The 24,284-nt window shown below is 50.3% G+C and carries 21 protein-coding genes; all 21 read right to left on the bottom strand.

Features of this window, described 5'->3' with window-relative positions:
• Positions 1–71: 71 nt before the first annotated feature.
• Complete coding sequence (locus DFR60_RS04085) at positions 72–2,153, bottom strand: pyruvate formate lyase family protein (RefSeq protein WP_110321767.1); 2,082 nt, start codon at positions 2,151–2,153, stop codon at positions 72–74.
• Positions 2,150–2,995: a glycyl-radical enzyme activating protein gene (locus DFR60_RS04080; protein ID WP_110321766.1), complete on the bottom strand. Its 846-nt coding sequence runs from the start codon at positions 2,993–2,995 to the stop codon at positions 2,150–2,152. Before DFR60_RS04080 ends, DFR60_RS04085 begins: the two co-directional genes overlap by 4 nt.
• A 102-nt stretch (positions 2,996–3,097) precedes the next feature.
• Entirely contained in the window at positions 3,098–3,967 is an 870-nt protein-coding gene (locus DFR60_RS04075) for a Dam family site-specific DNA-(adenine-N6)-methyltransferase (protein WP_110321765.1), read from the bottom strand.
• Positions 3,958–5,007, bottom strand: coding sequence for a DNA adenine methylase (locus DFR60_RS04070; protein WP_110321764.1), 1,050 nt, complete (start codon positions 5,005–5,007; stop codon positions 3,958–3,960). The genes DFR60_RS04075 and DFR60_RS04070 overlap by 10 nt, the downstream gene beginning before the upstream one ends.
• A gap of 266 nt (positions 5,008–5,273) precedes the next feature.
• Positions 5,274–5,780, bottom strand: coding sequence for a CarD family transcriptional regulator (locus tag DFR60_RS04065; RefSeq protein ID WP_110321763.1), 507 nt, complete (start codon positions 5,778–5,780; stop codon positions 5,274–5,276).
• 614 nt (positions 5,781–6,394) lie between these two features.
• Positions 6,395–8,320 carry a sensor protein KdpD gene (locus DFR60_RS04055; protein ID WP_110321761.1) on the bottom strand — a complete coding sequence of 642 codons (1,926 nt, stop codon included), beginning with the start codon at positions 8,318–8,320 and terminating at the stop codon, positions 6,395–6,397.
• A 4-nt stretch (positions 8,321–8,324) separates the two neighbouring features.
• Positions 8,325–9,008: a potassium-transporting ATPase subunit KdpC gene (kdpC, locus tag DFR60_RS04050; protein WP_110321760.1), complete on the bottom strand. Its 684-nt coding sequence runs from the start codon at positions 9,006–9,008 to the stop codon at positions 8,325–8,327.
• Positions 9,009–9,044: 36 nt separating this feature from the next.
• Complete coding sequence (gene kdpB, locus DFR60_RS04045; RefSeq protein ID WP_110321759.1) at positions 9,045–11,132, bottom strand: potassium-transporting ATPase subunit KdpB; 2,088 nt, start codon at positions 11,130–11,132, stop codon at positions 9,045–9,047.
• A 25-nt stretch (positions 11,133–11,157) separates the two neighbouring features.
• The gene (gene kdpA / locus DFR60_RS04040; RefSeq protein WP_110321758.1) at positions 11,158–12,864 is read right to left on the bottom strand and encodes a potassium-transporting ATPase subunit KdpA; all 1,707 of its coding nucleotides are present in this window, start codon (positions 12,862–12,864) and stop codon (positions 11,158–11,160) included.
• A 29-nt stretch (positions 12,865–12,893) separates the two neighbouring features.
• Entirely contained in the window at positions 12,894–12,971 is a 78-nt protein-coding gene (gene kdpF, locus DFR60_RS31370) for a K(+)-transporting ATPase subunit F (RefSeq protein ID WP_432764101.1), read from the bottom strand.
• 460 nt (positions 12,972–13,431) lie between these two features.
• On the bottom strand, positions 13,432–13,671 hold the full coding sequence (locus DFR60_RS04030) for a polya polymerase (RefSeq protein ID WP_110321756.1): 240 nt from the start codon (positions 13,669–13,671) through the stop codon (positions 13,432–13,434).
• A 13-nt stretch (positions 13,672–13,684) separates the two neighbouring features.
• Positions 13,685–15,073, bottom strand: coding sequence for an L-fucose/L-arabinose isomerase family protein (locus DFR60_RS04025; RefSeq protein WP_110321755.1), 1,389 nt, complete (start codon positions 15,071–15,073; stop codon positions 13,685–13,687).
• 13 nt (positions 15,074–15,086) lie between these two features.
• Positions 15,087–15,590: a hypothetical protein gene (locus DFR60_RS04020; protein ID WP_110321754.1), complete on the bottom strand. Its 504-nt coding sequence runs from the start codon at positions 15,588–15,590 to the stop codon at positions 15,087–15,089.
• Between the two features lie 13 nt (positions 15,591–15,603).
• On the bottom strand, positions 15,604–16,737 hold the full coding sequence (locus DFR60_RS04015) for an alpha/beta hydrolase (protein WP_110321753.1): 1,134 nt from the start codon (positions 16,735–16,737) through the stop codon (positions 15,604–15,606).
• 113 nt (positions 16,738–16,850) lie between these two features.
• Positions 16,851–17,036 carry a VOC family protein gene (locus tag DFR60_RS04010; protein WP_110321752.1) on the bottom strand — a complete coding sequence of 62 codons (186 nt, stop codon included), beginning with the start codon at positions 17,034–17,036 and terminating at the stop codon, positions 16,851–16,853.
• The gene (locus DFR60_RS04005; RefSeq protein WP_110321751.1) at positions 17,033–18,019 is read right to left on the bottom strand and encodes a carbohydrate kinase family protein; all 987 of its coding nucleotides are present in this window, start codon (positions 18,017–18,019) and stop codon (positions 17,033–17,035) included. Before DFR60_RS04005 ends, DFR60_RS04010 begins: the two co-directional genes overlap by 4 nt.
• Positions 18,020–18,031: 12 nt before the next feature.
• Positions 18,032–18,877 carry a class II fructose-bisphosphate aldolase gene (locus DFR60_RS04000; protein WP_110321750.1) on the bottom strand — a complete coding sequence of 282 codons (846 nt, stop codon included), beginning with the start codon at positions 18,875–18,877 and terminating at the stop codon, positions 18,032–18,034.
• A gap of 12 nt (positions 18,878–18,889) precedes the next feature.
• Positions 18,890–20,380: an L-fucose/L-arabinose isomerase family protein gene (locus tag DFR60_RS03995; protein WP_110321749.1), complete on the bottom strand. Its 1,491-nt coding sequence runs from the start codon at positions 20,378–20,380 to the stop codon at positions 18,890–18,892.
• 26 nt (positions 20,381–20,406) lie between these two features.
• Complete coding sequence (mglC, locus tag DFR60_RS03990; RefSeq protein ID WP_002604934.1) at positions 20,407–21,420, bottom strand: galactose/methyl galactoside ABC transporter permease MglC; 1,014 nt, start codon at positions 21,418–21,420, stop codon at positions 20,407–20,409.
• Positions 21,421–21,471: 51 nt separating this feature from the next.
• Positions 21,472–22,986, bottom strand: a complete 1,515-nt coding sequence (locus DFR60_RS03985; protein WP_110321748.1) for a sugar ABC transporter ATP-binding protein — start codon at positions 22,984–22,986, stop codon at positions 21,472–21,474.
• 159 nt (positions 22,987–23,145) lie between these two features.
• On the bottom strand, positions 23,146–24,270 hold the full coding sequence (locus DFR60_RS03980) for a galactose ABC transporter substrate-binding protein (protein ID WP_110321747.1): 1,125 nt from the start codon (positions 24,268–24,270) through the stop codon (positions 23,146–23,148).
• Positions 24,271–24,284 lie beyond the last annotated feature (14 nt).

Raw genomic sequence — 24,284 nt, 5'->3', positions numbered from 1 at the left:
CTGTCATGATCCTCACGCCCCTGTTTCATCTATATCATCCGATACCACGTTCTGCCATTCTCGTCTTTCCCCTATACAGCCAGCATCAGCTCCATCCTCTGAATAATATGATCCTGATACTCCTTATCCAGTTCCACAAAATAACCGCTCCATCCCCACACACGCACGATCAGATTCTTATAATTTTCAGGGTGTTTCTGTGCTTCCAGCATGGTATCCCGGTTCACGGAATTCAGCTGAAGCTGGTGACCGCCCAGATCCATGAAGGACTTTACCAGCACCGCAACCTTGGCACAGCTCTCCTCTGTCCGGAACACGGTGTCATGAAGCTCCAGCGTCAGCGGGCCGCCGTTAATCACCCGTTTTAAATCCGGTTTGGTGAAGGACTGGATAATGGAAACAGGACCCCTGCATCTGGAAAACAGGCTGGGAGAGTAATTGGCGCCAAAGCCCTCCCCCTTTCGCCTTCCGTCAGGCGTCGCCGGCAGGTTCTCGGCATGGCGGATGTAGTACATGGCGGAACCCGTTCCCGCCCGGTAAATGCCGCCTCTGTCATTGACCCGTCCCTTTAGGGAATCGGCAAAATCATTCAGCAGCCGGGCCGCTATCTCATCCACGTAATCGTCGTTGTTGCCCATCTTGGGGGACTCATAGCGCAGACGGTTGCAGAGAAGTTCCTCGCCCTCAAAGTCATTCTCAAGGGCTTTCACCAGCGCAGAGGCCTCCATGCTCTTTTCCTCAAAGACAAACTTCTTTACAGCCGCCAAGGAATCCGCCGCCGTGGCGATACCCGTTCCGTGAAAACCGTAATTGTTGTATTTGCAGCCCAGGGACACATCGGTTCCATTTTCACAGCAGCCATCCATCATCAGAGATAAAAACGGCGCGGGATAAAGGTAGACTCCGCTCACCCGTTTACATAATTCATCGGCCTGTTCATTGATTTTATCCCGGACCATTTTCTCGAATTCATCGTAGGACCGGCACTGCTCCAGTTTTTCCATAGCCGCATCGGAGACGGCCTTTGTGAAGGAAAGCGCCTCAATATTGGGTATATCCATGGCAGCGCCCGGAATGATGAATTCCCAGCAGGCGGCTACCACGTAGCGGCAGGCATCTTCTTTCTCGTATCCCAGTTCCATTAGACCCGGAATCACCACGTCGTCATTGGAATACTGGGGGAAGCCAAGGCCCTGCTTTGTCAGCTGTGTTCCCAGTATGTAGGTACTCAGCGGTGTCTTCTCATGCACGCGGAGATTGATCTTGGGATCGATCACCTTCAGCTCAAGGCTGGCTTTTAAGCACAGCTCCGACAGAAGGTTATAGCTGTCCGAACCATCTTCATTCAGGCCCCCGAGCACCAGGCTCTGGCCGTTATCTCCCTGCTGCATGCCCGGGTATAAGTCGCTGTCCCGGTTAAAGGTTAAGAAGAATTCTTCCAGCAGCTCCAGCGCACTCTCTTCCGTATACAGTCCTTTATCCAGATCGGCCTTTAAGTACGGATAGATATACTGGTCGAACCGTCCCACCGTATTGTGGTAGTTCCGCCCGCACCACATCGTAAAATGGATGATCCGAAACATAGAAAGCGCCTCCAGAAAACTCTGCGGCGCGTGCGCCGGTACGGCCTTTAATGTCCTGGCTACCACATCATTCCCTTTCTTTTCAGCCAATTCCTGATATCTGGCGGCAAGGGCAAGCACGTGATCCAGAATATCGATCTGGAGCTTTATATAATGTGCCTTTGCTGCCTCCCCCACCTGAGAAAACTGCTGTCTGAGCGCTTCCAGCTCCGCCTTTTTCGCATCAAAGCCCTGATTCAGCAGCTTCGTATAATCGACGCTGATATTACACACGTCTCCCTTTTCGTGGATCCAGTGTTCCTTCCGAAGTTCCTCCATCTCCATCTCCGTAAAAATCTCCGGAATCGTTGTCACTGTCCTGGTAAATGCAATCCGCTCATCCTCGAATAAGACCGGCACTTCCTTATCCAGCACATAGATCAGCCGCCTGGCCGCCCGGTCCACATCCGGAGTCTGTTCCGCTGCAAACTGCTCCGCCAGCACGTAAGGGTTCTCCTCTTTCTGCCACATGGCCTTCTGCCCCTTATCCACCACAAAAAACTGACGCATCCTCTCAATTCTCTCTGTCATAATACCTCGCTCCTTATTCCATATTCTTCAAATATTTTCTGTGACACCCACACGGCCTGTTCCGGGTCAAAGGCCGGCCTGTACTCCTTCTCAACCATGGCGTACTTGGCCCCCGCCGTCTTATGGTAGGGCAGAAGTTCTACCTTGATCAGTGCCCTGGCCCCTGCGATCCACTTTGCAGTACTCCTAAAATTCTCCTCGTTGTCATTCACGCCCGGAATCAGCGGGATGCGGATAACAAACGGAATCTCCCCCTCACAGAGTATCCGGGCATTTCTTAAGATCCTTTCATTGTTTACTCCTGTATACATTTTGTGAAGGGCGGCGTCAAACAGCTTGATGTCCAGCATCACATAATCCAGATGGGTGGTCACACGCCGAAAGACATCCTCCTCACAGTAACCAGAGGTCTCTATAGCCCGGTGAACATCTGGAATACCACATAAGACTTCCGTCAAAAAGTCCGCCTGCATAAGCGGTTCGCCCCCCGAAAATGTCACTCCGCCGCCATACCGGGCGTAGTAATCACTGCTCTTTCGGATCCGCCGGATTAATTCCCCCGAGGTCATCCTTTCGCCTGCAATCCGTCTTAAATGCAGCGGACATACAGGAATACATTCTCCGCAGCTGATGCAAGTCTCATGCCGGCACACCTCCCTGCACTTCCCGCAGCCAGTGCAGGAGGCGGTACTGACCATCAGCTGGGGACCCCCGCTTAACCCCTCCGGATTGTGGCACCAGCTGCATCTCAAGGGACAGCCCTTTAAAAATACGGTCTGCCGAAGGCCCGGACCATCGAAAACGGTAAATTCCTCCACATCGAAAACCACTCCTTCTCTCATTTCTTCTCCTTTTACATTAACGTTAATGTTATCGTTAATGTAATTATAGAAGACGGCCTACAAAAAGTCAATAGAAAAAAGCGTCACATAGCATGACGCTTTCTATTCCTCCGCGCCCTCCGGCACGTAATTGGTAATCAGAACCTCCACCGTCACCGCGTCCCTGTCCTTAAAATGATAGTTGCAGTTGGCGTAGCTCTTATCGATGTAGGTGATATGGTAATTTTTGCTCCATTCGATGAGAAGATCGTTGGAGAGTCCCTTGTGATACAGGACATTGGAGAGCGCAAATCTCGTTCCCTGACCGTTCATCCGGTCCAGCAGCCCTAAGAGCGCCGCCTCCTCCTCCTCGTGCCAGTCCCGGAATCCGCGGTTCCCATCGTTGTAGGAGCCGGTGGATATGAGATATGGCGGATCACAGTAAATCAGGTCATTTTCTCCCAGGAATCCCAAATCCATCTCCCGGAAATCCGTGGTGGAAAATACGATATCCTTCTCCTTAAGGGCCCGGCAGAAGGCGGTTAAATTCTTCTCGATATTCCCGTTGAAGGAGCTCCTGTTAGTTCCAAAGGGCGAGTTAAATTCGTGGCTGTTATTAAAACGGATCTGATGGTTAAACGCATAGCAGGTCAGAACGAATAACTCCGTCAAATCTTTGCTCTCATTATAGTGGCGTCTCAGTTCAAGGTAGCCTTCCTTATTCTGCTGGGTCAGCTGGTACGCGGCAATCAGCCCCCGGATGCGCGTAAGAAGCACCTCCGTCTCCGTCTCCCGGAACATGCCAAACATCCCGATCAAATACGTGATCTGATCGTTGCAGAAGATGCGGTCCGCTGATGCGTTGATCCCCACATTAAAGCCCCCGGCAAACAGATCCACAAAGCTGCCGATCTGCCGCGGAAACGCGCCCAGAACCGGCTTTAAGATCTTATATTTGCCCCCGGTATAGTTCAGCGGGCTTTTTATATACATGGTTCCACCTGCTTTTCTACGTAAACGAGCAGTTCCTTTAGGCGTTCGGTCTCTTTCACCTTTCTGCTCTTATATCTCCTGTATGGAATCTCATAAATGTGAAATGTCTCCGGTTTTCCATACGTCTTCATGATTCTCTCGATGTCCTCCGTCGTCATCAGACCATCCGTACTGTAGCTTAAGATGATGTGCTGAAAACGGGCGTTGCTGATGAGCCGTTCGAAGGCGTCGGTCACATTCTTCTTCATGCAGAATTCCGACTTCTGATTCTCATAGGGCCTCTGTCCCGTGACGCCGGTCACCTCCGGGTAGTCGTACCTGGCCGCCGTCTCCAGAACATGGTAATTCGGAAGATACTGGCGCTCATTGTAGGGCGGGTCAACATAGAGGATGTCGCCCTGCAGCCGTTTTAACAGCTCGGCACCGTCCTCGTTGTAACAGCGGTTCTCCCTGTGATTCGTCGTCACATCCAGCCGGAACAACTCATATTTCTTATAGCTGCGCCGTTCCCAGCTCTTGTGATACGCACCATACGTACCGGAAGTATTGGATACAAACGGGATCCCCTCCACGATACAGGCTACAAGATAGTAGTATTCATTCTCATCCAGCAGTCCCGCGGTCTTCCAGTCCTCCACGGTACATCTGGCATAGTCAATGCGCAGGGCGTTGTCATCGTTTAAATACATACGACCGCCTGTAGGGGCGTACGTATTCTGAAAGAAACGTCTCTCCTGCACCAGGTCCTCCATGTCCCGGGTCTCTTTTCCGTTAAAGAATTCCACCGGGTCCTTAATTCCCAGCTCTTCCTTCAGCCGTCCAAACTCCGGCACACTGTCATTCTCTATGGTAGCGCGCTGCAGTACGTATGAAAAATACAGCAGATCGTTGGAATACACCTCATACCACTGCTTAAAATGTCTCGCCACAGCCGCTGTTCCCGAAAAAATATCGCAGAAGCTCCGGGCGTCCGGCGCCTTCTCCTCTGCAACCGCTCTGATATGATCCAGCAGCAATGTCTTGCTTCCGATAAACCTCATTGTTCTTGTCCCTCTGTTTCGACTTTTGTTGATTCCCGTTGTTTGCAGCAGGGTTTTTGACTCCCACGGGTAACGAGCCTGTCGTTCCGTCTGATGGCAGCCTCCCCCCTCTTTATCGGGCACTGCCGTTCACGGGGCAAATCCCCCGTAGTTCGCTGCGGGGGATTTAACTGCACACAATTATTCTTATTTTACCATGCATTTTGCTTTTTTGCCATCAAAAAAGTTGACAGAAAAATGTTTTTCTGCGGGGCAGTCTTATCACATCAGTTCAGCTGCTTTACCCTGTCCGATATGATCGATTCCACATCTTCCCTATTTACGTTAAGAGCCGCAGCCAGTTCCCGGTACAAAAAGTCTTCGGCCAGACGTAAATAGACGTCGTCCTTCGCCGTGTACCGTTTTCCGCCTTCCAGACGTTTCCGGTTTTTCAAATAGATGGTCTTGATAATCCGGCTCCATCCCGTGCACTCATTTGTCTTCATAATTTCTCTGTACTCGTGTTCCGCTCTCTTCTCATCGGCGACCTGTATCATCTCCTGTCCCTGAATTCCGTCAATCAGATTCCATGCCTCCTGTTCCGTAATCGCGCAGCGCATGGTAGCGTCCTTTTTATCCACCGGGGTATAGATTGTATTTTTCTCCGAATACAACGGTTCCAGTGTATAGTAAAGCCGGTCTTTCGCAGCCGAATCCATCTCCAGCTTTCCAATCGCCTTCACCACACAGATCCCATAGTTTCCATAGACAACATGGTCATTTACCTGATACATTTTTACCTCCTTTGAAACCAACCAACAGATACCGCCAAATCGATCATTCAGAGACAAAACCGCGTCTGAGAATAAAAAAAAGATGCTTCAGAAGTGATTGCATCCGAAGGCATCAATTTTGATTTACTTCTATTATAGCACATCATGCAGGCATTTGTCAGTATTTTTCCTGGTAATCGGCGTACGCACTCCAAAACAGGGGGAAAATGAGGGGGCTCATGGCACGCGGCAGACGAAAGGACAGGCTTCTTTGGAACGATCGTAACCAAACGGTACAGCCTGTCATACTATATATCAGCAGGACAAATCCCTGCGGCTCTTCTTCCCAATCATATAGAAGATTTATCGTGAGTGATTCCGCAACAGCCGCCACAACAGCATTACCGGTTTGATCCTCCTTGCCGGCGCGGGCTCTGCTTTCCGCAGGGTGACTGCTGCTTTAGCTTTCCATGTATGCTGTTATCCTGCTGCTGCAGGAGCGGTAAGAGAGAGTAAGATCATGAAGCGCTGTTTTTTTGTTCCTCCAAATAAACAGAGAACGTGATTTACTTCCGACTTCCATGAAGGCCTTGATATAGATAAGAGGAAAACTCCCGCTTTTAAACGGGAGTTTTTCACATCCTGCGGAGAGGGGCTGACGCCTGCCCGTTCTTCCGCTCCACCTGCATACCGGGATTATATCCCCAGAAATCACCGTACCGTTTCGAGAATGCCAGCGCCGCCTCATTCAGCATCGCACTGATGATTCCATACTCAAATTCAGCAATTCCCCTTCCCTCTTCCAGATAGATTCCCACCACTGCGTAGACGGTCTCATCCAGTCTCACGGGAAGATAGATTGCTTTCGCGCTGGGCAGGGCGCTCGTACTGCATCCGGCCCGTTTTCCATTGCTCATCACCCATCCGGCCGTGGCCGTCTCCTGCTGCTCCTTAAAAAACTCCAGTTCCGATGCCGCCACCCCCTTTTTCGGATAAAAATCAGGTCCATTGAAGGGAAGCGTATGATCCCCTTCTCCCCGTAAATAAAAGATGACCGATAAATCCATCAGCTGAACGATTCGCTCCGCCACCTCATTCTCTACATCCCTGATCGTGACGCACCTTCTGAGGCGGGAAGAATTTTCCAGAAGAATCTCCAGACGATGGGACTTTTTTATCAGTTCCTGGGACTGGCGCTTGACAGTTGTGAGCAGCGTTGCAATAATAAATGCCATAATCAGGAGCATGATCACATGTTCCCGCGCCATCCATATCCCGAATATCCGGAACACAAGAAAGGTGGCCAGGCTGGTAAACGCCGTAATCTTAAGCGTATTAATGTAAATAGGTTTATACGCGGTCATTTTCTGCCCGAAGTCACTCATCGTCAGCGCACGCCGTTTTCCAGCCGCTGTCGCATCAGGTATAATGTAAATTTCCAGATTGGGGACGTACTGCGCCACCCGTTCCGCCGGAGTCCCCTTGGTCTGTCCCAGGATGATCCGGTGATTCGTTCTTCCCAGGACGATTTTTGACACATTAGACACCCTGGCGTAGGCGGCTATCTGGTATGCGACATCTTCCCCGTATACCGTGGCAATCTTCGCACCCAAAGCCTTCGCCAGCTGTATGTTGTCCTCCAGTGCCTTCTTATTTTTCAGAGACGCCCCTGACATCTGCGGCGTTTCGACGTAGAGAGCCGTAAATTCCGCGTGAAATGCGTAGGCCAGCCTTGACGCTGACCGGATCACCTTCGCGCAGGTCGGGGAAGGAGAAATACAGGTGAGTATGTGCTCTCCTGTATAATAGTCTCCCGTCTTTTGACGATTTTTCTTCTCTTCTACCGCCAGATGATTCACCCGGTCAGCCGTACGCCGGAGCGTGATCTCTCTTAAGGCCGCCAGCTTTTCCCTTGTAAAGAAATGGTTTACGGCCCGCTCCGCCTGCTCTTTTTTGTAAATCTTTCCTTCTGAGAGCCTGGTTAACAGCTCCTCCGGCTCTATATCCACTACCTTAACCTGATCGGCGTGGTCAAACACGCTGTCCGGGAACTTTTCCCGCACGGTAATTCCGGTAATACTTCCTACAATGTCGTTTAAGCTTTCGAGATGCTGAATATTTACGGTCGTCCACACATGGATTCCCGCGTCCAGCAGTTCCTCGATATCCTGGTAGCGCTTCATATGTCTCAGGCCGGGAGCGTTGGTGTGAGCCAGCTCATCCACCAGGCAGATCCGGGGATGGCGTTTTAAAGCGGCATCCAAATCAAATTCTCTCAGCTTTGTTCCTCTGTATGATACCATCAGCGGCGGAATCGTCTCAAGTTTCTCGGCCATCTTTTGAGTATCCCGGCGGACATGAGGCTCTATGTAACCTGCTGCCACGTCTTCTCCGCTGTCCGCAGCCTCATGGGCGGCCTGCAGCATGGTATATGTCTTTCCGACACCGGCCGCGTAGCCCAGATAAATTCTGAGTTTTCCGCGGCCGCCTTCTTCCTGCTCTTCCTGCTTAAGCCTGGCCAGCAGCACTTCCGGATCAGGACGCGTGTCATTTTCCTGCATAACCCTATCCCTGCTCTCCAGCACTGCGCTGCGTAAATTCCGGTGCAGTACTGATGATCATGCCCAATGCCTCCGCAATGTCCAGGTTGCATCCCAGCACGTTGACCGTCTCTTCTCCGAATATGCCCAAAAGCTTTCCCGTCGTGTTTCGGTCAATGATATCATTAAGCGCCTCTTCCGTCAGGCCGGAGGCCTTCGACACTGCCCCAACCTGTACCCGCGCGCCCTGAACCGTTATATGAGGGTCCAGTCCGGAACCGGAAGCGGTCAGGAGGTCTGAAGGAATGTCTTCCTGCTTCACATCCGGGTGCGCCTCCATCCAGGCCGCCATATCTTCTTCCACACGTGCCTTTAAATCCGGATTGGAGTTTGCGTAATTAAACGATCCGGAAGATACACCGCCGTAACTGCCGTCCTCTTTCTCCTCATCCGTGTAGCAGTTATAGTTTACAGAGGACACTCTCCCATGGAAAAAACGGGAATCCTCGAACTGCTGTCCTACAAACTTCGAACCTACAATTTGCTCCTGTCCACCCGCCTGAACCGCAATCAGGCTGCCGTTTGCCTGTTTCGGGAAAAATGCCTGCCCGGCCAGTGTCAGCGCCGCCGGATACACGACGCTGCACAGGACACCCAGGACAATGGTGCATATCAATGCATTTTTAAAATAATTCATAAATGATTTCATCCAAATCTCCTTTCATACGCTTCTCTGCCCGTTGGTCTACAGGCCCAGCACGGCCAGCAGCGGGGCCACAATCATATCGATCAGTTTGATGCCGATAAACGGCACGATCACTCCGCCGACACCGTAGATTCCCATATTTTTCAGCAGCATTTTTTCCGAACGCATCGGTTTGTACTTCACGCCGCGCATGGCAATCGGAATCAGGCTCGGGATGATGACTGCGTTAAAGATCAGCGCCGACAAGATTGCGCTGTACGGGGTCGTCAGCTTCATAATGTTCAGCATGTTCATCTGCGGAATCACCAGCTGGAACATGGCGGGTATGATTGCAAAATACTTTGCCACGTCATTTGCAACAGAGAAGGTCGTTAAGGAACCTCTTGTGATCAGAAGCTGTTTTCCAATCTCGACCACCTCCAGAATCTTCGTCGGATCCGAATCTAAGTCTACCATGTTGGCGGCCTCTTTGGCGGCCTGTGTGCCCGAGTTCATTGCCAGCCCCACGTCCGCCTGCGCCAGGGCCGGTGCATCGTTGGTGCCGTCTCCCGTCATGGCTACGATCTTTCCTTCTGCCTGTTCTTTCTTAATCTCGGTTATCTTGTCTTCCGGCCTGCACTCTGCGATGAATCCGTCCACGCCGGCTTCTTTCGCAATGGTGGCCGCAGTCAGGGGATTATCTCCCGTACACATGACCGTCTTGATTCCGATCTCCCTTAACCTGGCAAAACGTTCCGCCAGACCAGGTTTGACCGTATCCTTTAAATAGACGACGCCGTAAACCTTATGATCGGCGCAGACGGTAAGCGGTGTTCCGCCCAGTTTCGAGATCTCTTCCACAATTTTATCCAGGTCCCTCGGGATTCTACCGCCTTCGGCCAAAACCAGCTCTTTTACGGCTTCTCCCGCACCTTTACGGATCCTGGTGCCGTCAGATAAGTCCACCCCGGACATTTTTGACTGAGCTGTAAATTCAATAAAATTCATTTTTTTCACCATCGATTTTTCAACGCGGCTGCCCATTTTATGACCCAGATCCGTGATGGATTTTCCCTCCGGTGTGGCATCTTCTAAGGAAGCGAGAACGGAAAGGTCGATTAAATCCATTTTGTCTATGCCTTCCACGGGATAAAAATCCGCAGCCAGACGGTTTCCAAAGGTGATGGTACCCGTTTTATCGAGAATCATGGTGTCCACGTCACCGCAGGCTTCCACCGCTTTTCCCGACATGGCGATGACATTAAACCTCGTCACCCGGTCCATCCCGGCGATGCCGATTGCGGAGAGCAGACCGCCAATAGTAGTGGGGATCAGGCAGACCATGAGCGCCACAAGGGTTGCCACCGGAATCTGAACGCCGGAGTAAACCGCAAATGGATAGAGGCAGACTATAACAATCAGAAATATGATGGTCAGGCCGACCAGCAAGGTGTTAAGAGCTATCTCATTGGGCGTCTTCTGCCTGGATGCCCCTTCGACCAGAGCAATCATCTTATCGAGGAAGGAACCGCCCGGCTCCGCTGCTATCTTGATCTTCAGCCAGTCGGACACCACCGTGGTGCCCCCGGTTACTGACGAGAAATCGCCGCCGGCTTCACGCGTTACCGGAGCGGATTCACCGGTAATGGCGGACTCATCAACGGAGGCAATTCCTTCGATTACCTCTCCGTCATTGGGTATCAGCTCATTGATTCTTACAATGACCACATCCCCCTTCTTTAACTCAGAAGCGGAAACCTCCGTTTCAGAACCGTCGTCCCAGAGTAAGTGGGCGACCGTATCCTTCTTCGTCTTCTTCAGCGTCTCCGCCTGGGCCTTTCCACGTCCCTCAGCCACCGACTCGGCAAAGTTAGCAAATAAGACCGTAATAAAAAGGATCAGCGTCACAATCACATTATAGGTTCTTAAGGACGCTGCCGGAAGCTTACCAGCAAGTGCCTGCACATCTCCAAACAGGTTGGGGACGAAGCAGAGAACCAGAGTAATAAGAAATCCGACTTCCACCACAAACATTACCGGATTTTTAAGCATATATCTGGGATCAAGCTTCTGAAACGCTCCAAATACGGAACTCTTTAATATGTCACGCGTTATAAACTTTGTTGACTGTTGTCTCTTTTTTGACATTTGAAATTGCCTCCTAAACTCAACTCTATAACGGGAACCAGTTCGTCAGATGTTCTGCGACCGGTCCAAGGGCAAGTGCCGGGAAGAACGTCAACGCCGCGAAAATATATACGATAAATACGAGTATCAGTGTAAATATCACATTATCCGTTCTGAGTGTGCCGATTGTCTCATTTACCCTGCGTTTTGCAAGGATGCTGCCTGCGATTGCCAACTGAATGATAATTGCCGGAAAACGTCCGAAATACATGGCCAGTCCTGCCGTAATGTTCCAGAATGCGGTATTGTCAGCGAGCCCTTCAAATCCGGAGCCATTATTGGCGGCGGAGGAGCCGTACTCGTACAAGACCTGTGTCAGCCCATGGAATCCAGGGTTTGTAATACCTGCCAATCCTCCCGGCGTTGCAACAGCCAGTGCGGAGAAGCCAAGAATCAGGAGCGGATGCACGATCAGACAGATGGCAACCAGCTTCATTTCCTTTCCTTCGATCTTCTTTCCTAAATATTCCGGCGTACGGCCGATCATCAATCCGCACAGGAAAACCGCAAGAATCACGTACATGATCATGTTCATAAGCCCTACGCCCTTACCTCCAAATACACAGTTCAGCATCATGTGCAGAAGCGGCACCATGCCACCCAGGGGGGTCAGCGTATCATGCATGTTGTTAACCGTTCCCGTGGTAAAAGAGGTTGTCGTTGTGGTAAAAAGAGCCGACTGGGCGATACCGAACCGGACTTCCTTTCCCTCATAGGAGCCCATACTCTGATTCAATCCGACGCCTGCCAGAATGGGGTTTCCCGCCTTCTCTGCTGTATAGCAAACGACGATTCCGATCAGGAAAATAATTGCCATTGCCGCAAATACCGTTCTGCCCTGACTGCCGAAAACAGTTTTTTTACCGGTTCCCCTGCGCCTGTCTGCAATCATATGTCCAAAGGCAATCACACAGGCTCCGGGCAGTATCATCATGGAATACAGCTCTGCCAGATTGGTAATAATCGTCGGATTCTCCAGCGGTGTGGAAGAGTTTGCCCCTAAAAATCCACCGCCGTTGGTACCGACGTGCTTAATGGATTCCAATGCCGCGATCGGACCGGTAGCAATATCCTGCCATTTTCCTTCCAGCGTATGTACGGTGAAATTCGTCTGGAAGTTCTGCGGCGTCCCCTGCCAGATTAGGATCAGGCCGACGATAAAGGAGAGTGGGATCAGAATACGGGTAGTATTTCTGACCATATCCTCATAAAAATTCCCCATAGGCCGCCCCGACAGACCGCGGCAAAATGCCATGCAGGCTGAGTAACCAGTTGCCGCCGAAGTAAACATCATGAATATAATAACGGCCACCTGGCTTAAATAGGATAGTCCCGACTCACCGGAATAATGCTGGAGATTCGTATTGGTCATAAAGGATATGATCGTATTATAGGAGAGCGTTGGTTCCATAGCTCCGATTCCGTTGGGGTTCAGCATCAGCAGCCCCTGCGCTCTAAGTACCACATATCCGATTAAAATCATTACCGCGTTGGTCATAATAAGGTTCAGTGCATAGACCTTCCAGTTCATACTTTCACGGTTGATCCGGCAAACCCTGTAAATCAAATTATCAATCCTGTCAAATACCGGATCTGCAAACGTCTTTTGCTTCGCTGCCACATGATACAGATAAATTCCAATGGGGATTACCAGGATCATATAGATAAGCAATGTCATCATAATCTGAAACATTTCAGTTATTCCTCCTCATATCTTCTGCCCTACAGTCTCTCAGGATTAACCAGGGCATACACTAGATATGCCGCCAATCCCGGAATGATAACGCCTAAAATCACCATACCGCTCACTCCTTGTCTGCCGAATTGTCTCTTCGTAAATCTTTCGTGCTGCATTCCCTTTTATTCGCTTACACGTCTTATTTCTTTGTCTTCGGATCCACCTGGGAATCGCACCAGTTTACGAACAATTTCATGAGAATACAACTGACTAAAATAGTTCCTATCATGCAAATGTCCATCATGCCCTTTACCTCCTTAATCTGTTCTGTAACAGATTCTTATTCTATCATCACTCCGTATAAACATTCCAAGGCGATTCCAGTGATTGCTATAAATATTCTGTAAATACAGAGTAGCCGGCAAGCCGGGCTTGCACACCGGAACGCTGCGCACGAGTCACAGTGCAAACAAAAACACAGAAAGGCCCAACCCTTTTTGAAAAAGAGTTAGGCCTTTCTGTGTTTTTGTTTCAATCCACGCTCAGTAATATCGCAGAGTGCGGCTACCTCCTCGTAACATCTCACTCGCCATCGCGCATAAACCGCAGCAGCCGATCCACAGCCGCCGGATCGGAAGCCACCAGCTCCAGTTCCTTTACGAATTCCGTATCCAGAAGCCGTACCATTGAAATATACTGGGACAGCCTGGACTTTAGATTGATGCGGTCTCCCTCGGAGGACACGAGCTCCACTGTTCCGCTGCATTCATCCCGTATTATCTGAAACAGACGTTCCACATTCTTCACATTCTCGAATTTCATATTTCCATCTCCTTTACAGGCTGTAAGTTTCCCGGACATCCGCATCATCGAATATGATATCGAGATATCTGGCCACCTCTCTTAATACCGGCTTATAAGAGCCGTATGCACAGCCGAGATGGTGAATGTATGGACCAAACATCAGCTTCTCTTCCCACCGTTTCCAGTCGTCTACTTCCAGATAGACGTAGGTTCCGTTGGTCTCCGGCCCTTCCGTCGTATCGCCTTCCCCGGCAAACAGATAGTACTTTCCCTCCGCGTCGTCGAACCGGCATGTAGTCATATGACCCGGCCTCATCCGAAAGCGCTCCTGTCCGTCCACCAGTGCGGCCGGGCTGTCCTCCGCCTTTAAAGAATAGGGGAATGGGCCGCAGTGCCACAGCAGTTCTGAATTGTCATGAATCGGATTGCGGATTGTCAGATCAGCCAGAAACGGCGGCTTCTCATACAGACTGCATGCCCGCAGAATAGCAAGGGTAATCGCTCCATTTACATCCGCCTCACATGCGAGAGGATACCCTTCATCCGCCATCTCCCCCAGCGCCACACACGGGCATACACCTATCAGGGAAGGAAAGGCGGACCAGCATTCAAACGCACCCACGGAACAGTCATTTTCCCGCATAAGCTCTGAAAGCGCCAGCTTCGTGGCCGCTGCCATTTCCACCAGTTCCTCTCTCATCGCATCCGTGTTCATACGCGCAGTCAGATCGTTGTAGTAGGAAAGAAAATCCTCTGTTTTCTTTTCCACGATCTTCTTTGCCCGTCTGCTTACCTCAGCAGGGGAGATGGGGATCACAGTAACCCCCATGCGGCGGATCAAATCGGCTTCATTTGTCATGACGCTCATAAACGGAACCGGGCGGTCGCCTATTTTTGCCAGACGCAGGTTCCGAAGCGCCTTCAGCACAGCCGCCGTTCGGATAAACCGGTCATATCCCTGTGCAAATGCATCGCTCTCCGTCTCACAGTTATAAATATAGCTGTACTTCACACCATGGCGCCTGAGCACCTTAGTCGCAGCGAACATTCCGCACTGGGTATCCCGTCCCCGGCTTACGTCCGTATTCGGCCTCTCGTCCCTGGCTCCCCAGATCAGTACTGGCAGATGAAACGATGCAGCAATCTGTGCCGCTACCTGTTCCTCTCCGAAATCACAGAACGGGAGGAAGAGCGCATCAATCCCGGCAGTCTTAAATTTCTCCACGATTGCGGGTGTCTCCTCCGTCCTCCAGCAGATTCCGTTCTCGCTGATATCATCAATATCAATGATATCCACTGATTCGGACAGTGTTCTTCTGATCACCGCCATAAAACGCTTCTTTTGGCGAACAGCTTCTTCCATGCTTAGAAAGCTTCTCTTAACCGGAGCTACCCCCAGTATAACCTTCTGTTTATACATGAGCATTTCCCTCCTACATAATCAGTACACCCTTTTTATCCTCTTCCTCAATCCTTAAGTACACCATATCGTTTTGAAATGTCCTTCCTGGAAGCATACAGATTAAATGAGCTTCCGGTTCATTCACCGGATACTGTCCTCCATGGACGATCATTGGATTCAGTTTTACAAAGGTGTGTTTGGGAATATAAAATCCTTCCAGATTCTCAATCCTCAGTTCTCCCATTTCCGGTACGCCCACATAGATAATCACATCATCGTCAAGGGGAACCAGGCCTTCGCACGTATATTTATGATATTCCAGAAAGTCTACGACCATCCGCTCCTGTTTATAGACATGACAGCAGGAAACCGTAGGCAGGGTAGTTTTTCCAAAATCCAGTGTCAGTAAATCGGGATAAAAATCTCCGCACGGAATCACTCTGTTCTTCATTTCCGCATCGGCTGTCAGTTTCTGATATACACCATATTTTCTAAACGCCTCATCGCCCAGACACCGTACCTTAATCTCTTTCATTACATTCCCTCCTTCACAGGCAGGCGAAATCCGCCGCCATCTCCATCAGCATATCTTCAACCTGAGGGGCGTAGCCCAGACGGTCAAAGGTGCCATGAACAATTCCTCCATAGCGGATATGGCGTACGCTCACTCCCACATCCTGCAGAATCTTCGTGAACAGCTCGCACTCCGGTCTTAAGTAATCATATTCCGCAGTCATAATTAACGTCTTCGGGAATCCCTTAAAATCGCCCTCGACCGGATTGATATATGGAGTGTGGATATCTTCATTATCCTCAAAATACCAGCCGCATACTTCTCTTTTCATCGCTCCGGTCGTCTCGATCTGTTCCTCAATAATCCGGTTTCCACCAGGATTGTCAAACATTTCTCTCTTCCACACATAGTGTGGATTACTCATATCCGGGTCCCACACGACAGACGGGTAAATAAGGCCTGAATAGGAAATACAGCCATTCCCTTCCTGTCTGTCCCAAAGAGTTACCGCAACAGCCATGGTTCCGCCCGCGCTGTCTCCGGAAATCCCGATCTTCGTCCTGTCTACGCCGAGCATGCCTGCATTTTCCCATACCCATCGGACCGTCTCACAGCACATGTGAAATGCGACCGGATACTTTACTTCCGGCGACAGCGGATAGTCTACAGAGATAACAACGGCATCTGCCAGTTCGGCAAAACGCTTACACTGATTCTCCACGGTCAGTGTATCGCCTCCGAAGAAGCCTCCTCCGTGAATAAATATCAGACATGGCTTTTCTGCTTTACCGTCCTCCGGTGTATAGATCCACCTCACACCTCTGTATCCATCCTGATCCATAGAGACAAATCTTGTTCTGACTCCGGAACTCCGGTCCAGAGTCCTCCAGCCGAACTGATATCGCAGCTGTTCCAGCAGGGTATGCCCCTCCGGATTATCCATTCCAAGCAGCTTGTCCTGATTTCTTAACAGCTCCGGGTCAATCTCGCCAGCCCGCGTCTCGAAATCTTCCCGTGTCAGTGTCGCAGCAGCCTCCGTCCTCGGATCGAGACAGCCTTCCTCCCGGTCATAACAGCTGCGGACCGCAATCACTGCCCCGTCTGCACAGATCCGCCTTTCCCCTGCTTTCAAGCTTACCAATAGTTTCTGATACAAGTTTCTGTCCATGTTGAAGCCCCTCCTAATATTCTGCAATCTCCAGGCGTTCCCCATCCGGTCCCCGGAAGAATGCAAACTTCATACCGTGTTCCCAGAATTCCTTCCTAAACAGCTTCTCCGTCTCAAAGATAATGCCTTCCGCCTGCAGCCTCCGGCAGCTCGAGAAATCCGATTCTGAGCCCATCCTCAAGAACAATCCGGCTAACCAGCTGAAAGCCAAGGAGAGACTCATAAAACCTGATGCTTCTATCCAGATCACAGACATTAATCCCCACATGAGAGCTGCGGATTCCTTCTTCTGTTTTCATAAATCTCTTTCCCTGTTAAATTTCATCACATTCCGGTAGAATGCCTTTCTCGGTTCAATACCGGAGTAGTCGATCGTGTTGTCTTTTAAAAACTGTTCCACCATGGCACGGTCAGGAATTCCCACCCTGCCGCCCAAACTGGTACAGTTAATGTAGGATACCGCGCTTGCAAATCTTGCGCAGTATTCCAGCTCCCAGCCCTGACTGTGTGCGTATAGGAAGCCTCCGTGAAATACATCTCCGGCTCCTGTCGTATCGACGATTTTGTGTCCTGAAAACGGAGGGAGCCTGAATGTATTCCCTGACCGGTCCGCCCCTGCGCAGCCTTTGGATCCCAGCGTCACTATGACGATCTGCGGCCCTTTCTCAACCATCCGTCTGCAATTCTCCACGTAATTCCCATCGTCAAACAGCGCGCCGTAGAATTCCTCCGATATAATCAATATATCAGAGTTTGTCACCAGGAAGTCCGCTTCGGCCGTATACGCCCCTCCGTCTACCGATACAAGAACCCCGTTCTTTCTTGCTAACTCGACAGCTCTTTTCTTTGCAGAGCATTCAATCATGCTGGTGTGTATATACCTTGCCCCTGCGATGTAAGACTCATCCACCTGTACGTCGGTCAGGGTTCCGTTTACACCCATTTTCCCCAGAAAACTCCTGCCTTTTGTCTCTTCCTCTGCCAGACAGATGGTAAAGGTCGTCCCTCCCTCCTGTGTATACAAATGAGAGACATCCACACCGTGGCGGACCATATCATCACGGCAGAATGTACCGAATTCGTCGGTACCCACCACTCCCAGCATACTGCACTTCGCCCCCAGACGGGCCAGCGCTGCAATGGCGGAAGAGGCGTTTCCTCCGGACTGCCATAAATAATCGTGCATGACACTCATGGAATCCGTTTTTGGCAGCCGGTCAATGCTCACCGCAAAATCCATGATTGGATTTTCCACCCCAATTACATCATAAACCTTCTCCATGACAGACTCCTTTTACAATACGATTTTCGAAAGTTCCAGCCTGCCCGCAATATATTCGGTCAGCCTTGGCTGGATATACTCCGGGAACCCAAAGGGATCCGCCTTTGAAAAGTCCTGAGCATAGAATTCCTGATTCAACCTCGTATTTAAATTGAAGAATTCCGTTCCGATGTTGATCTTGTTGATTCCATTGGAAAAGGCCTGCGCCAGCTGGTCATCCGGAATACCGGTACCGCCATGAAGAACCAGCGGAATATCCGTAGCGGCGCTCAAGGTCTTTAAATGATTGATATCCAGTTTCGGTGTGCTCTTATATAATCCATGCGCACTGCCGAAAGACACGGCAAGAGAGGTGACTCCCGTCTTCTCTACAAACTCCCTGACCTCGTCCGGTCTGGTAAAAAACTCCTTCCGGCTGAATTCATCGGAATCGGCTGCCGTTCCCACATGTCCCAGCTCACCTTCCACATCAACATCGAAATTCCGGGCGACTTCCACCACCTTTTTTGTAAACGCCGCATTCTCCTCAAACGGAAGTACGGAGCCATCTGCCATCACCGATGGGAAGCCCTCGTGAATCGCCTCAAGAATCATGTCAAAATCGCTGCAATGATCCAGATGCAGCCCTACCGGGACAGATGCACGTTCTGCGTAATATCTGGTCACTTCCGCAAACACACCAAAGGGCATGATATTTCTCATACCGGGATACAACATGACAATCACCGGTCTTCCGGCTGTCTCCGCACCCTTAATCACGGATTTAATCATATTGATATCCGCGGCGTCAAACGCGAGTACACATGCATTGTTCTTTTTTCCCATTGCCAGCAGTTCTTTTACTTTTACGTATGGCATTCCATTTTCCTCCTACATCTCTTCCACGGGCTCGACGCTGTCATGTGCGACCGGGCCTAAATACTTACAGGCTTCCTTTAGTACTTTTGCAAAGCTGCCGTGAATTCCGCTTACATGATGGATATACGGTCCATACATCAGCTTTTTCTCCCATTTCACCCAGTTCTTCACTTTGAACCAGACGTAATTTCCAGTCGTCTTTGGACCTTCTGTACCTTCGCCTTCATCAGCCAGAAGCATGTAGTTTCCATCATCCTGGTCGAACCGTACCACAGTAAGCGGTCCGCCTTCGATCTCATACATTCCCTTACACTCTCTGACAGCCGGAACCGTTCCCTTTCTCACAAGTGACTTTGCAAAGGGCCCGCAGTGCCATAGAAGTTCCGCATTATCATCCTCCGGATGGCGTATGGTGACATCAGCGATAAACGCCGGAGTGGTATATCTGGCTGCTGCCTGCAGCAGAACCGCGCCAACTGCCGCATGAATATCTGTCTCACATGCCGCAGGCAATCCCCGGTCAAACAACTCCGCCAGCACAAAACAGCTTGGGATTCCATAGGAATCCTGGGAGAAGCCCCAACAGTCCACCGCTACCGCCTGACATCGGTTCACTGAGGCAAGATCCATAATGGCAGCTTCTAAATATGCCATCTTTTCCACTGCCTCGTGGCCGATCGAAGACCAGTCCACAGCTTCCTTGATCTCTTTCACGATATCGGCGATCCTGGGATCTGATAACATTCCTTCTCCGGGCGGAAGAGGCGGCTGTCCCATGGGAAGCTCACAGCCTTCCGGTGACAGAGGCATATTTCTCTTTAATTTCTCGACAGTACGTTTTACCTCCTCCGGCCAGATCGGGACAATTTCAATGCCGAATTTGGAAAGCAGCTCCGATTCATTGATCTTGACAGATAAGAACTGCCGCGGCCGCGCTCCGATCTGACCGATACGCATGCCACGGAATGCCTTTACAACGGAAGCCACCCGCAGGAATTCTTCAAAACCACGGTCCAGCACCTGGCTGTCCAGCCAGCAGTTTTCTATGTAGGTAAATGGAACATGGTAACGCTTGAGAGCTCTGGAGGTTGCAAACATTCCGCACTGTGTGTCGAAATCTCTCGGGCCGGTCTTGCCGGACTGATCCGTCTCCGGAGAAGGATCTCTCGGCCCCCATAAGAGAACCGGCTTTCCGATCTCCGCAGCAGTCTTTGCGACTACCTCCTCCTGTCCGAAATTACAGTGCGGGAAGACGATCGCATCTACTTTCTCCGCCCGGAATAAATCCACGACCTTTTCCACATCGCGAAGATCCCAGAGCATGCCGCCGTCGACCACCGCATCTATGGTTACCAGATGAATATCTCCATTACTTTCCGCCATCTCTTCAAACCGCTTTACCACCCGGTCCTTTAAAGCAATTGCCGGTTCCGGCGGGAACATATCCCTGCGGACCGGAACCAGACCGAGTACGATCGTTCTGTCCTGTGTATATCGAATCATAAGTTATCCTTTCCGCGAAGAAACGCTTACCGTTTCTTTGCATATTTACGAACGTCAATAGCTACTGCAATTACGATGATTGCACCTTTTACAACATTCTGCCAGTATGGATTGATTCCTACGAAGGTCATTCCGTACTGAATTACAGTAAATACCGTAACGCCAATCGCTACACCAGGAACCGCGCCGACACCTCCGGCTACGGAACAGCCGCCAACCACACAGGCAGCAATGGCATCCAGTTCATAGCCCTGCCCATAATTGTTCGTAGCACCGCCGGTTCTGGCCGCCTCCAGCGCTCCTGTAAGTCCATAAAATGCCCCGGCAATAATATAGACGATCATAATAATTCTCTGGACGTTGATTCCTGAAACTCTGGCCGCCTCCTGATTGCCGCCAACGGCAAACAGCGTCTTTCCAAACCGGTGATAATTCAGTACGATGTGACAGGCGATCATCAGAACTACCGCGATGATTAATATGTATGGTATTCCGAAAAATGACCCGGTACCCAGCTTTGAGTATGTCTTTAAAAAACCGCCTAATGGCTGGGAACGGTTGGGCTCCATGTTATAGTAAATAGAGATTCCACCGTAAATGATAAGCTGAACGCCCAACGTGCCAATAAAAGCGGGAACATTTAATTTCGCCACTACGATTCCGTTTAACAGCCCCATAGCCATCCCCATCAGAAGACAGGCAATGATCGGAACGATAATCGGAAGTTCCTGCAGATTAGGGAAAAACTTATTGGCGTAAGTGGACATCTGTGCAAGTGACCCTGCCAGGACAGCCGCCGCTCCGAGCATACGGCCTCCGGACAGATCCGCACCACCGGACAGAATAACAAACATACACCCCATTGCCATAATCAGTCTCGTTGAAGACTGCATTAAAATATCTCGAAATACACGGAGGGACAGAAATGCCGGATTCTTTACTGTTATCAATATAATAATTGCGATTAAGACAAGATAGATCGCATTGTTCTGCGCCCATTTCTTTATATCAAACTGCTTCGTCTGCATGATATTAACCAATCCTTTCTCCTTATCCGGGCCCGGACGTACCCACCGCCGCCCCCGGCAGATTTAACTCACCTTGCTGGCAAACTGCATAATCTTGGAATCATCAATGTCCGTTCCTTCCAGGAAACCGGTCACATGCCCTTCGCACATGATCATCACCCGGTTTGACATTCCCATAAGTTCCGGCATCTCTGAGGAAATCATAATGATGGACTTTCCCTCCTTTGCCAGATTCAGCATGATGGTATAAATTTCGTATTTTGCACCGACGTCTATTCCTCGAGTCGGCTCATCGAGAATTAAAATATCCGGGTTTGTCAGCAGCCACCTGGCCAGAAGCACTTTCTGCTGGTTTCCGCCCGATAAATCGGCAATTCTCGTGTCCCTGGTCGGTGTTTTTATATTCATGGTTTTAATATACTCGTCCGTATCCTGGCGGCATTTTTTCAAATCCAGCATTCCCATGACATTGCTGTATTCTCCAAGCTTTGCAATTACTGTATTGTCCAGCACGCTTGCCCCCGGTATGATTCCCGTCGCCCTTCGTTCTTCCGTCAGAAGTCCGATTTTATTGGCAATGGCGTCCGCCGATGACTTGATGGAAATCTTTTTTCCGTCCTTATAGACCTCGCCCGACTGAACGCTTCGGATTCCAAACAGCGCTTCCATCAGCTCGGTTCTCTGTGCTCCCACAAGTCCGCCCAGCCCCAGGATCTCCCCGCGGCGCAGCTGAAACGAGCAGTCCTGAAACGACATTGGATTGGGGGAGGTGAAATTCTTGACCTCCAGAACCACGTCTCCTGGCTTGTTGTCAAGTTCCGGAAACCAGTTATCCATCTGACGGCCCACCATCCGGTTTACAATTAGTTCCTCTGTCAGTTCCTCCGCCGGCCACGTCCCGATCTTGCAGCCGTCACGCATAATTGTCACTTCATCGGATATCTTGAGAATTTCATCAATTTTATGAGATATGTATACAATAGCAATTCCTTCCGAGGTCAGCTTACGGATTACTTCAAAAAGCGTAGCGGTCTCCGTCTCTGTAAGAGATGATGTGGGCTCATCCATGATAATGACCTTTGCCCCATAAGAGATCGAACGCGCAATCTCACCAAGCTGCAGCACAGATGACGAAAGTTCGATCGCCTGTGTTCTGGGGTCTACGTTCATATGAAGCTGGTCAAAAAGCCGTTTCGTCTCCTCATACATCTTCTTATGGTCTATAAAAGAGAGTCCCGCTATCTTCTTCTCCGGCATCCGCCCTACCCAGATATTTTCCGCTATGCTCCTTCTGCGGATCGGATTCAGTTCCTGATGAATCATGGATATTCCTGCTTCCAAACCCTGACGGGGATTATCGAAGTGTACTTTTTCTCCTTTAAAATACACCTCTCCCTCATCCGGATCATACAGGCCAAAAGCACATTTCATCAGAGTTGATTTTCCCGCGCCGTTTTCTCCCATCAGAGCATGTACCGTTCCTGGCCTCAGCGTAAAAGAAACGCCGTTCAATGCCTTTACACCCGGAAAGCTTTTGCTGATGTTTTTCATTTCCAATATGATACTCTTATCTTCCATACTGTCTTCTCCTGCTTCTGTTTATACGGTCATCCCTTCGCGGCAGCCGCCAGACGGGCCTGCAGGCACATCCGCCCGGAATACGGTCCGCAGAAATAGCCGTGACAATGAGCGTGGACCGGTATGATACATACCGGTCCACCAAAAAAGGACTGGCGACTATTCGTATTTTGAAAGATCCGCGTCTTCAAGATTATCCTTGGTTATTGCCACATAATCCAGCCATACCCGTTTGTGTTCGTCAATATCGTACCCCAGATTTTCTGATGTGATTTCTTCTCCTGCTTCCAGAAGTTCCAGGATCTTATAGATACATTTCCCCATGGTTACCGGATTGTTTAATGAGGTTGCCAGCATCGTTCCGTCCTCCAGTGCCTGAAGTCCTACTTTGGTCGCGTCAACGCCGAGTACCGGAATGTAATTACTTTCGTCAGTAAAGTATCCGGCTGCCTTCAACGCCTCAATTGCTCCGAGGGCCATGTCATCGTTGTTGGCAAATACAATGTCGATATCATCCGCATTAGCGGAAATTACGGATGCCATCTGATCCTGCGCCTTCGCTCTCTGCCATTCGCAGACAACCTCCAGCAGGCAGTTGGTTTCCACGCCGGCTTCCTTGACGGTATCGATGGAATACTTGGTTCTCATCTCCGTATCATAGTTTCCGATCTGCCCCATCAGCATGACGTAATCCATCTTGCCGTTTCCATTGCGGTCTGCCTCCGGATGCTCTTTCCAGTATTTTGCCGCAGCCTCTCCCTGCACGACACCGGACTGCTCGGCCGCAGAGCTGACGAAATAGCAGGGGCCGTAAGAATCCATCTCTTCGTCCGAAGGAGAATCGGTGTTCCAGAAAATAATCGGAAGGTCCGCCTTGCGCGCCACATCGATAACCTGATCCTTCGCATTGGTATTGATATTGTTGATCACCAGATATTCACAGCCTTTTGTCACAAACGCGTCCATGGCGTTCATCTGAAGGCCCACGTCAAACTGGGAATCGGAAGTCTCGACAGCAACAGTACCTGTTTCCGCTGCTTTTAACACAGTATTACGTACGTTGGCAATATGGGTATCGGAATACATATAGCATGTCATACCTGCCACTGAGCGCTCGGCCTTTGATTTGCCTTCTGTGGCCGCGGCTGCCGCTTCTGTGGCCGCCGTCCCTGTATCTCCTCCTGCCGTGGCGGGAGGCGTCTCCGCCGCCTTCTGGGAACATGCTGTCATAAATAATGCTGCTGTCATGGATAATGCAAGTGCCTTTTTAACTGTTTTTTTCATATGCTTCCTCCCGT

It is taken from the genome of Hungatella effluvii, assembly GCF_003201875.1.
Classification (GTDB): Bacteria; Bacillota; Clostridia; order Lachnospirales; family Lachnospiraceae; genus Hungatella; species Hungatella effluvii.
This window is presented reverse-complemented; position numbering and strand designations above follow the sequence as displayed.

What these genes read in the sequence shown, in the direction of transcription:
- DFR60_RS04015 (WP_110321753.1), bottom strand. Translation starts at nt 16,737, where the DNA reads ATGGACAGAAACTTGTATCAGAAACTATTGGTAAGCTTGAAAGCAGGG.
- DFR60_RS03985 (WP_110321748.1), bottom strand. Translation starts at nt 22,986, where the DNA reads ATGGAAGATAAGAGTATCATATTGGAAATGAAAAACATCAGCAAAAGC.
- DFR60_RS04075 (WP_110321765.1), bottom strand. Translation starts at nt 3,967, where the DNA reads ATGTATATAAAAAGCCCGCTGAACTATACCGGGGGCAAATATAAGATC.
- kdpB (WP_110321759.1), bottom strand. Translation starts at nt 11,132, where the DNA reads ATGTCAAAAAAGAGACAACAGTCAACAAAGTTTATAACGCGTGACATA.
- DFR60_RS04005 (WP_110321751.1), bottom strand. Translation starts at nt 18,019, where the DNA reads ATGGAGAAGGTTTATGATGTAATTGGGGTGGAAAATCCAATCATGGAT.
- DFR60_RS04055 (WP_110321761.1), bottom strand. Translation starts at nt 8,320, where the DNA reads ATGCAGGAAAATGACACGCGTCCTGATCCGGAAGTGCTGCTGGCCAGG.
- DFR60_RS04070 (WP_110321764.1), bottom strand. Translation starts at nt 5,007, where the DNA reads ATGAGGTTTATCGGAAGCAAGACATTGCTGCTGGATCATATCAGAGCG.
- DFR60_RS04030 (WP_110321756.1), bottom strand. Translation starts at nt 13,671, where the DNA reads ATGAAATTCGAGAATGTGAAGAATGTGGAACGTCTGTTTCAGATAATA.
- kdpC (WP_110321760.1), bottom strand. Translation starts at nt 9,008, where the DNA reads ATGAAATCATTTATGAATTATTTTAAAAATGCATTGATATGCACCATT.
- DFR60_RS04080 (WP_110321766.1), bottom strand. Translation starts at nt 2,995, where the DNA reads ATGAGAGAAGGAGTGGTTTTCGATGTGGAGGAATTTACCGTTTTCGAT.
- DFR60_RS03980 (WP_110321747.1), bottom strand. Translation starts at nt 24,270, where the DNA reads ATGAAAAAAACAGTTAAAAAGGCACTTGCATTATCCATGACAGCAGCA.
- DFR60_RS03995 (WP_110321749.1), bottom strand. Translation starts at nt 20,380, where the DNA reads ATGATTCGATATACACAGGACAGAACGATCGTACTCGGTCTGGTTCCG.
- DFR60_RS04000 (WP_110321750.1), bottom strand. Translation starts at nt 18,877, where the DNA reads ATGCCATACGTAAAAGTAAAAGAACTGCTGGCAATGGGAAAAAAGAAC.
- kdpF (WP_432764101.1), bottom strand. Translation starts at nt 12,971, where the DNA reads ATGGTGATTTTAGGCGTTATCATTCCGGGATTGGCGGCATATCTAGTG.
- DFR60_RS04085 (WP_110321767.1), bottom strand. Translation starts at nt 2,153, where the DNA reads ATGACAGAGAGAATTGAGAGGATGCGTCAGTTTTTTGTGGTGGATAAG.
- kdpA (WP_110321758.1), bottom strand. Translation starts at nt 12,864, where the DNA reads ATGTTTCAGATTATGATGACATTGCTTATCTATATGATCCTGGTAATC.
- DFR60_RS04020 (WP_110321754.1), bottom strand. Translation starts at nt 15,590, where the DNA reads ATGAAAGAGATTAAGGTACGGTGTCTGGGCGATGAGGCGTTTAGAAAA.
- DFR60_RS04025 (WP_110321755.1), bottom strand. Translation starts at nt 15,073, where the DNA reads ATGTATAAACAGAAGGTTATACTGGGGGTAGCTCCGGTTAAGAGAAGC.
- DFR60_RS04065 (WP_110321763.1), bottom strand. Translation starts at nt 5,780, where the DNA reads ATGTATCAGGTAAATGACCATGTTGTCTATGGAAACTATGGGATCTGT.
- DFR60_RS04010 (WP_110321752.1), bottom strand. Translation starts at nt 17,036, where the DNA reads ATGAAAACAGAAGAAGGAATCCGCAGCTCTCATGTGGGGATTAATGTC.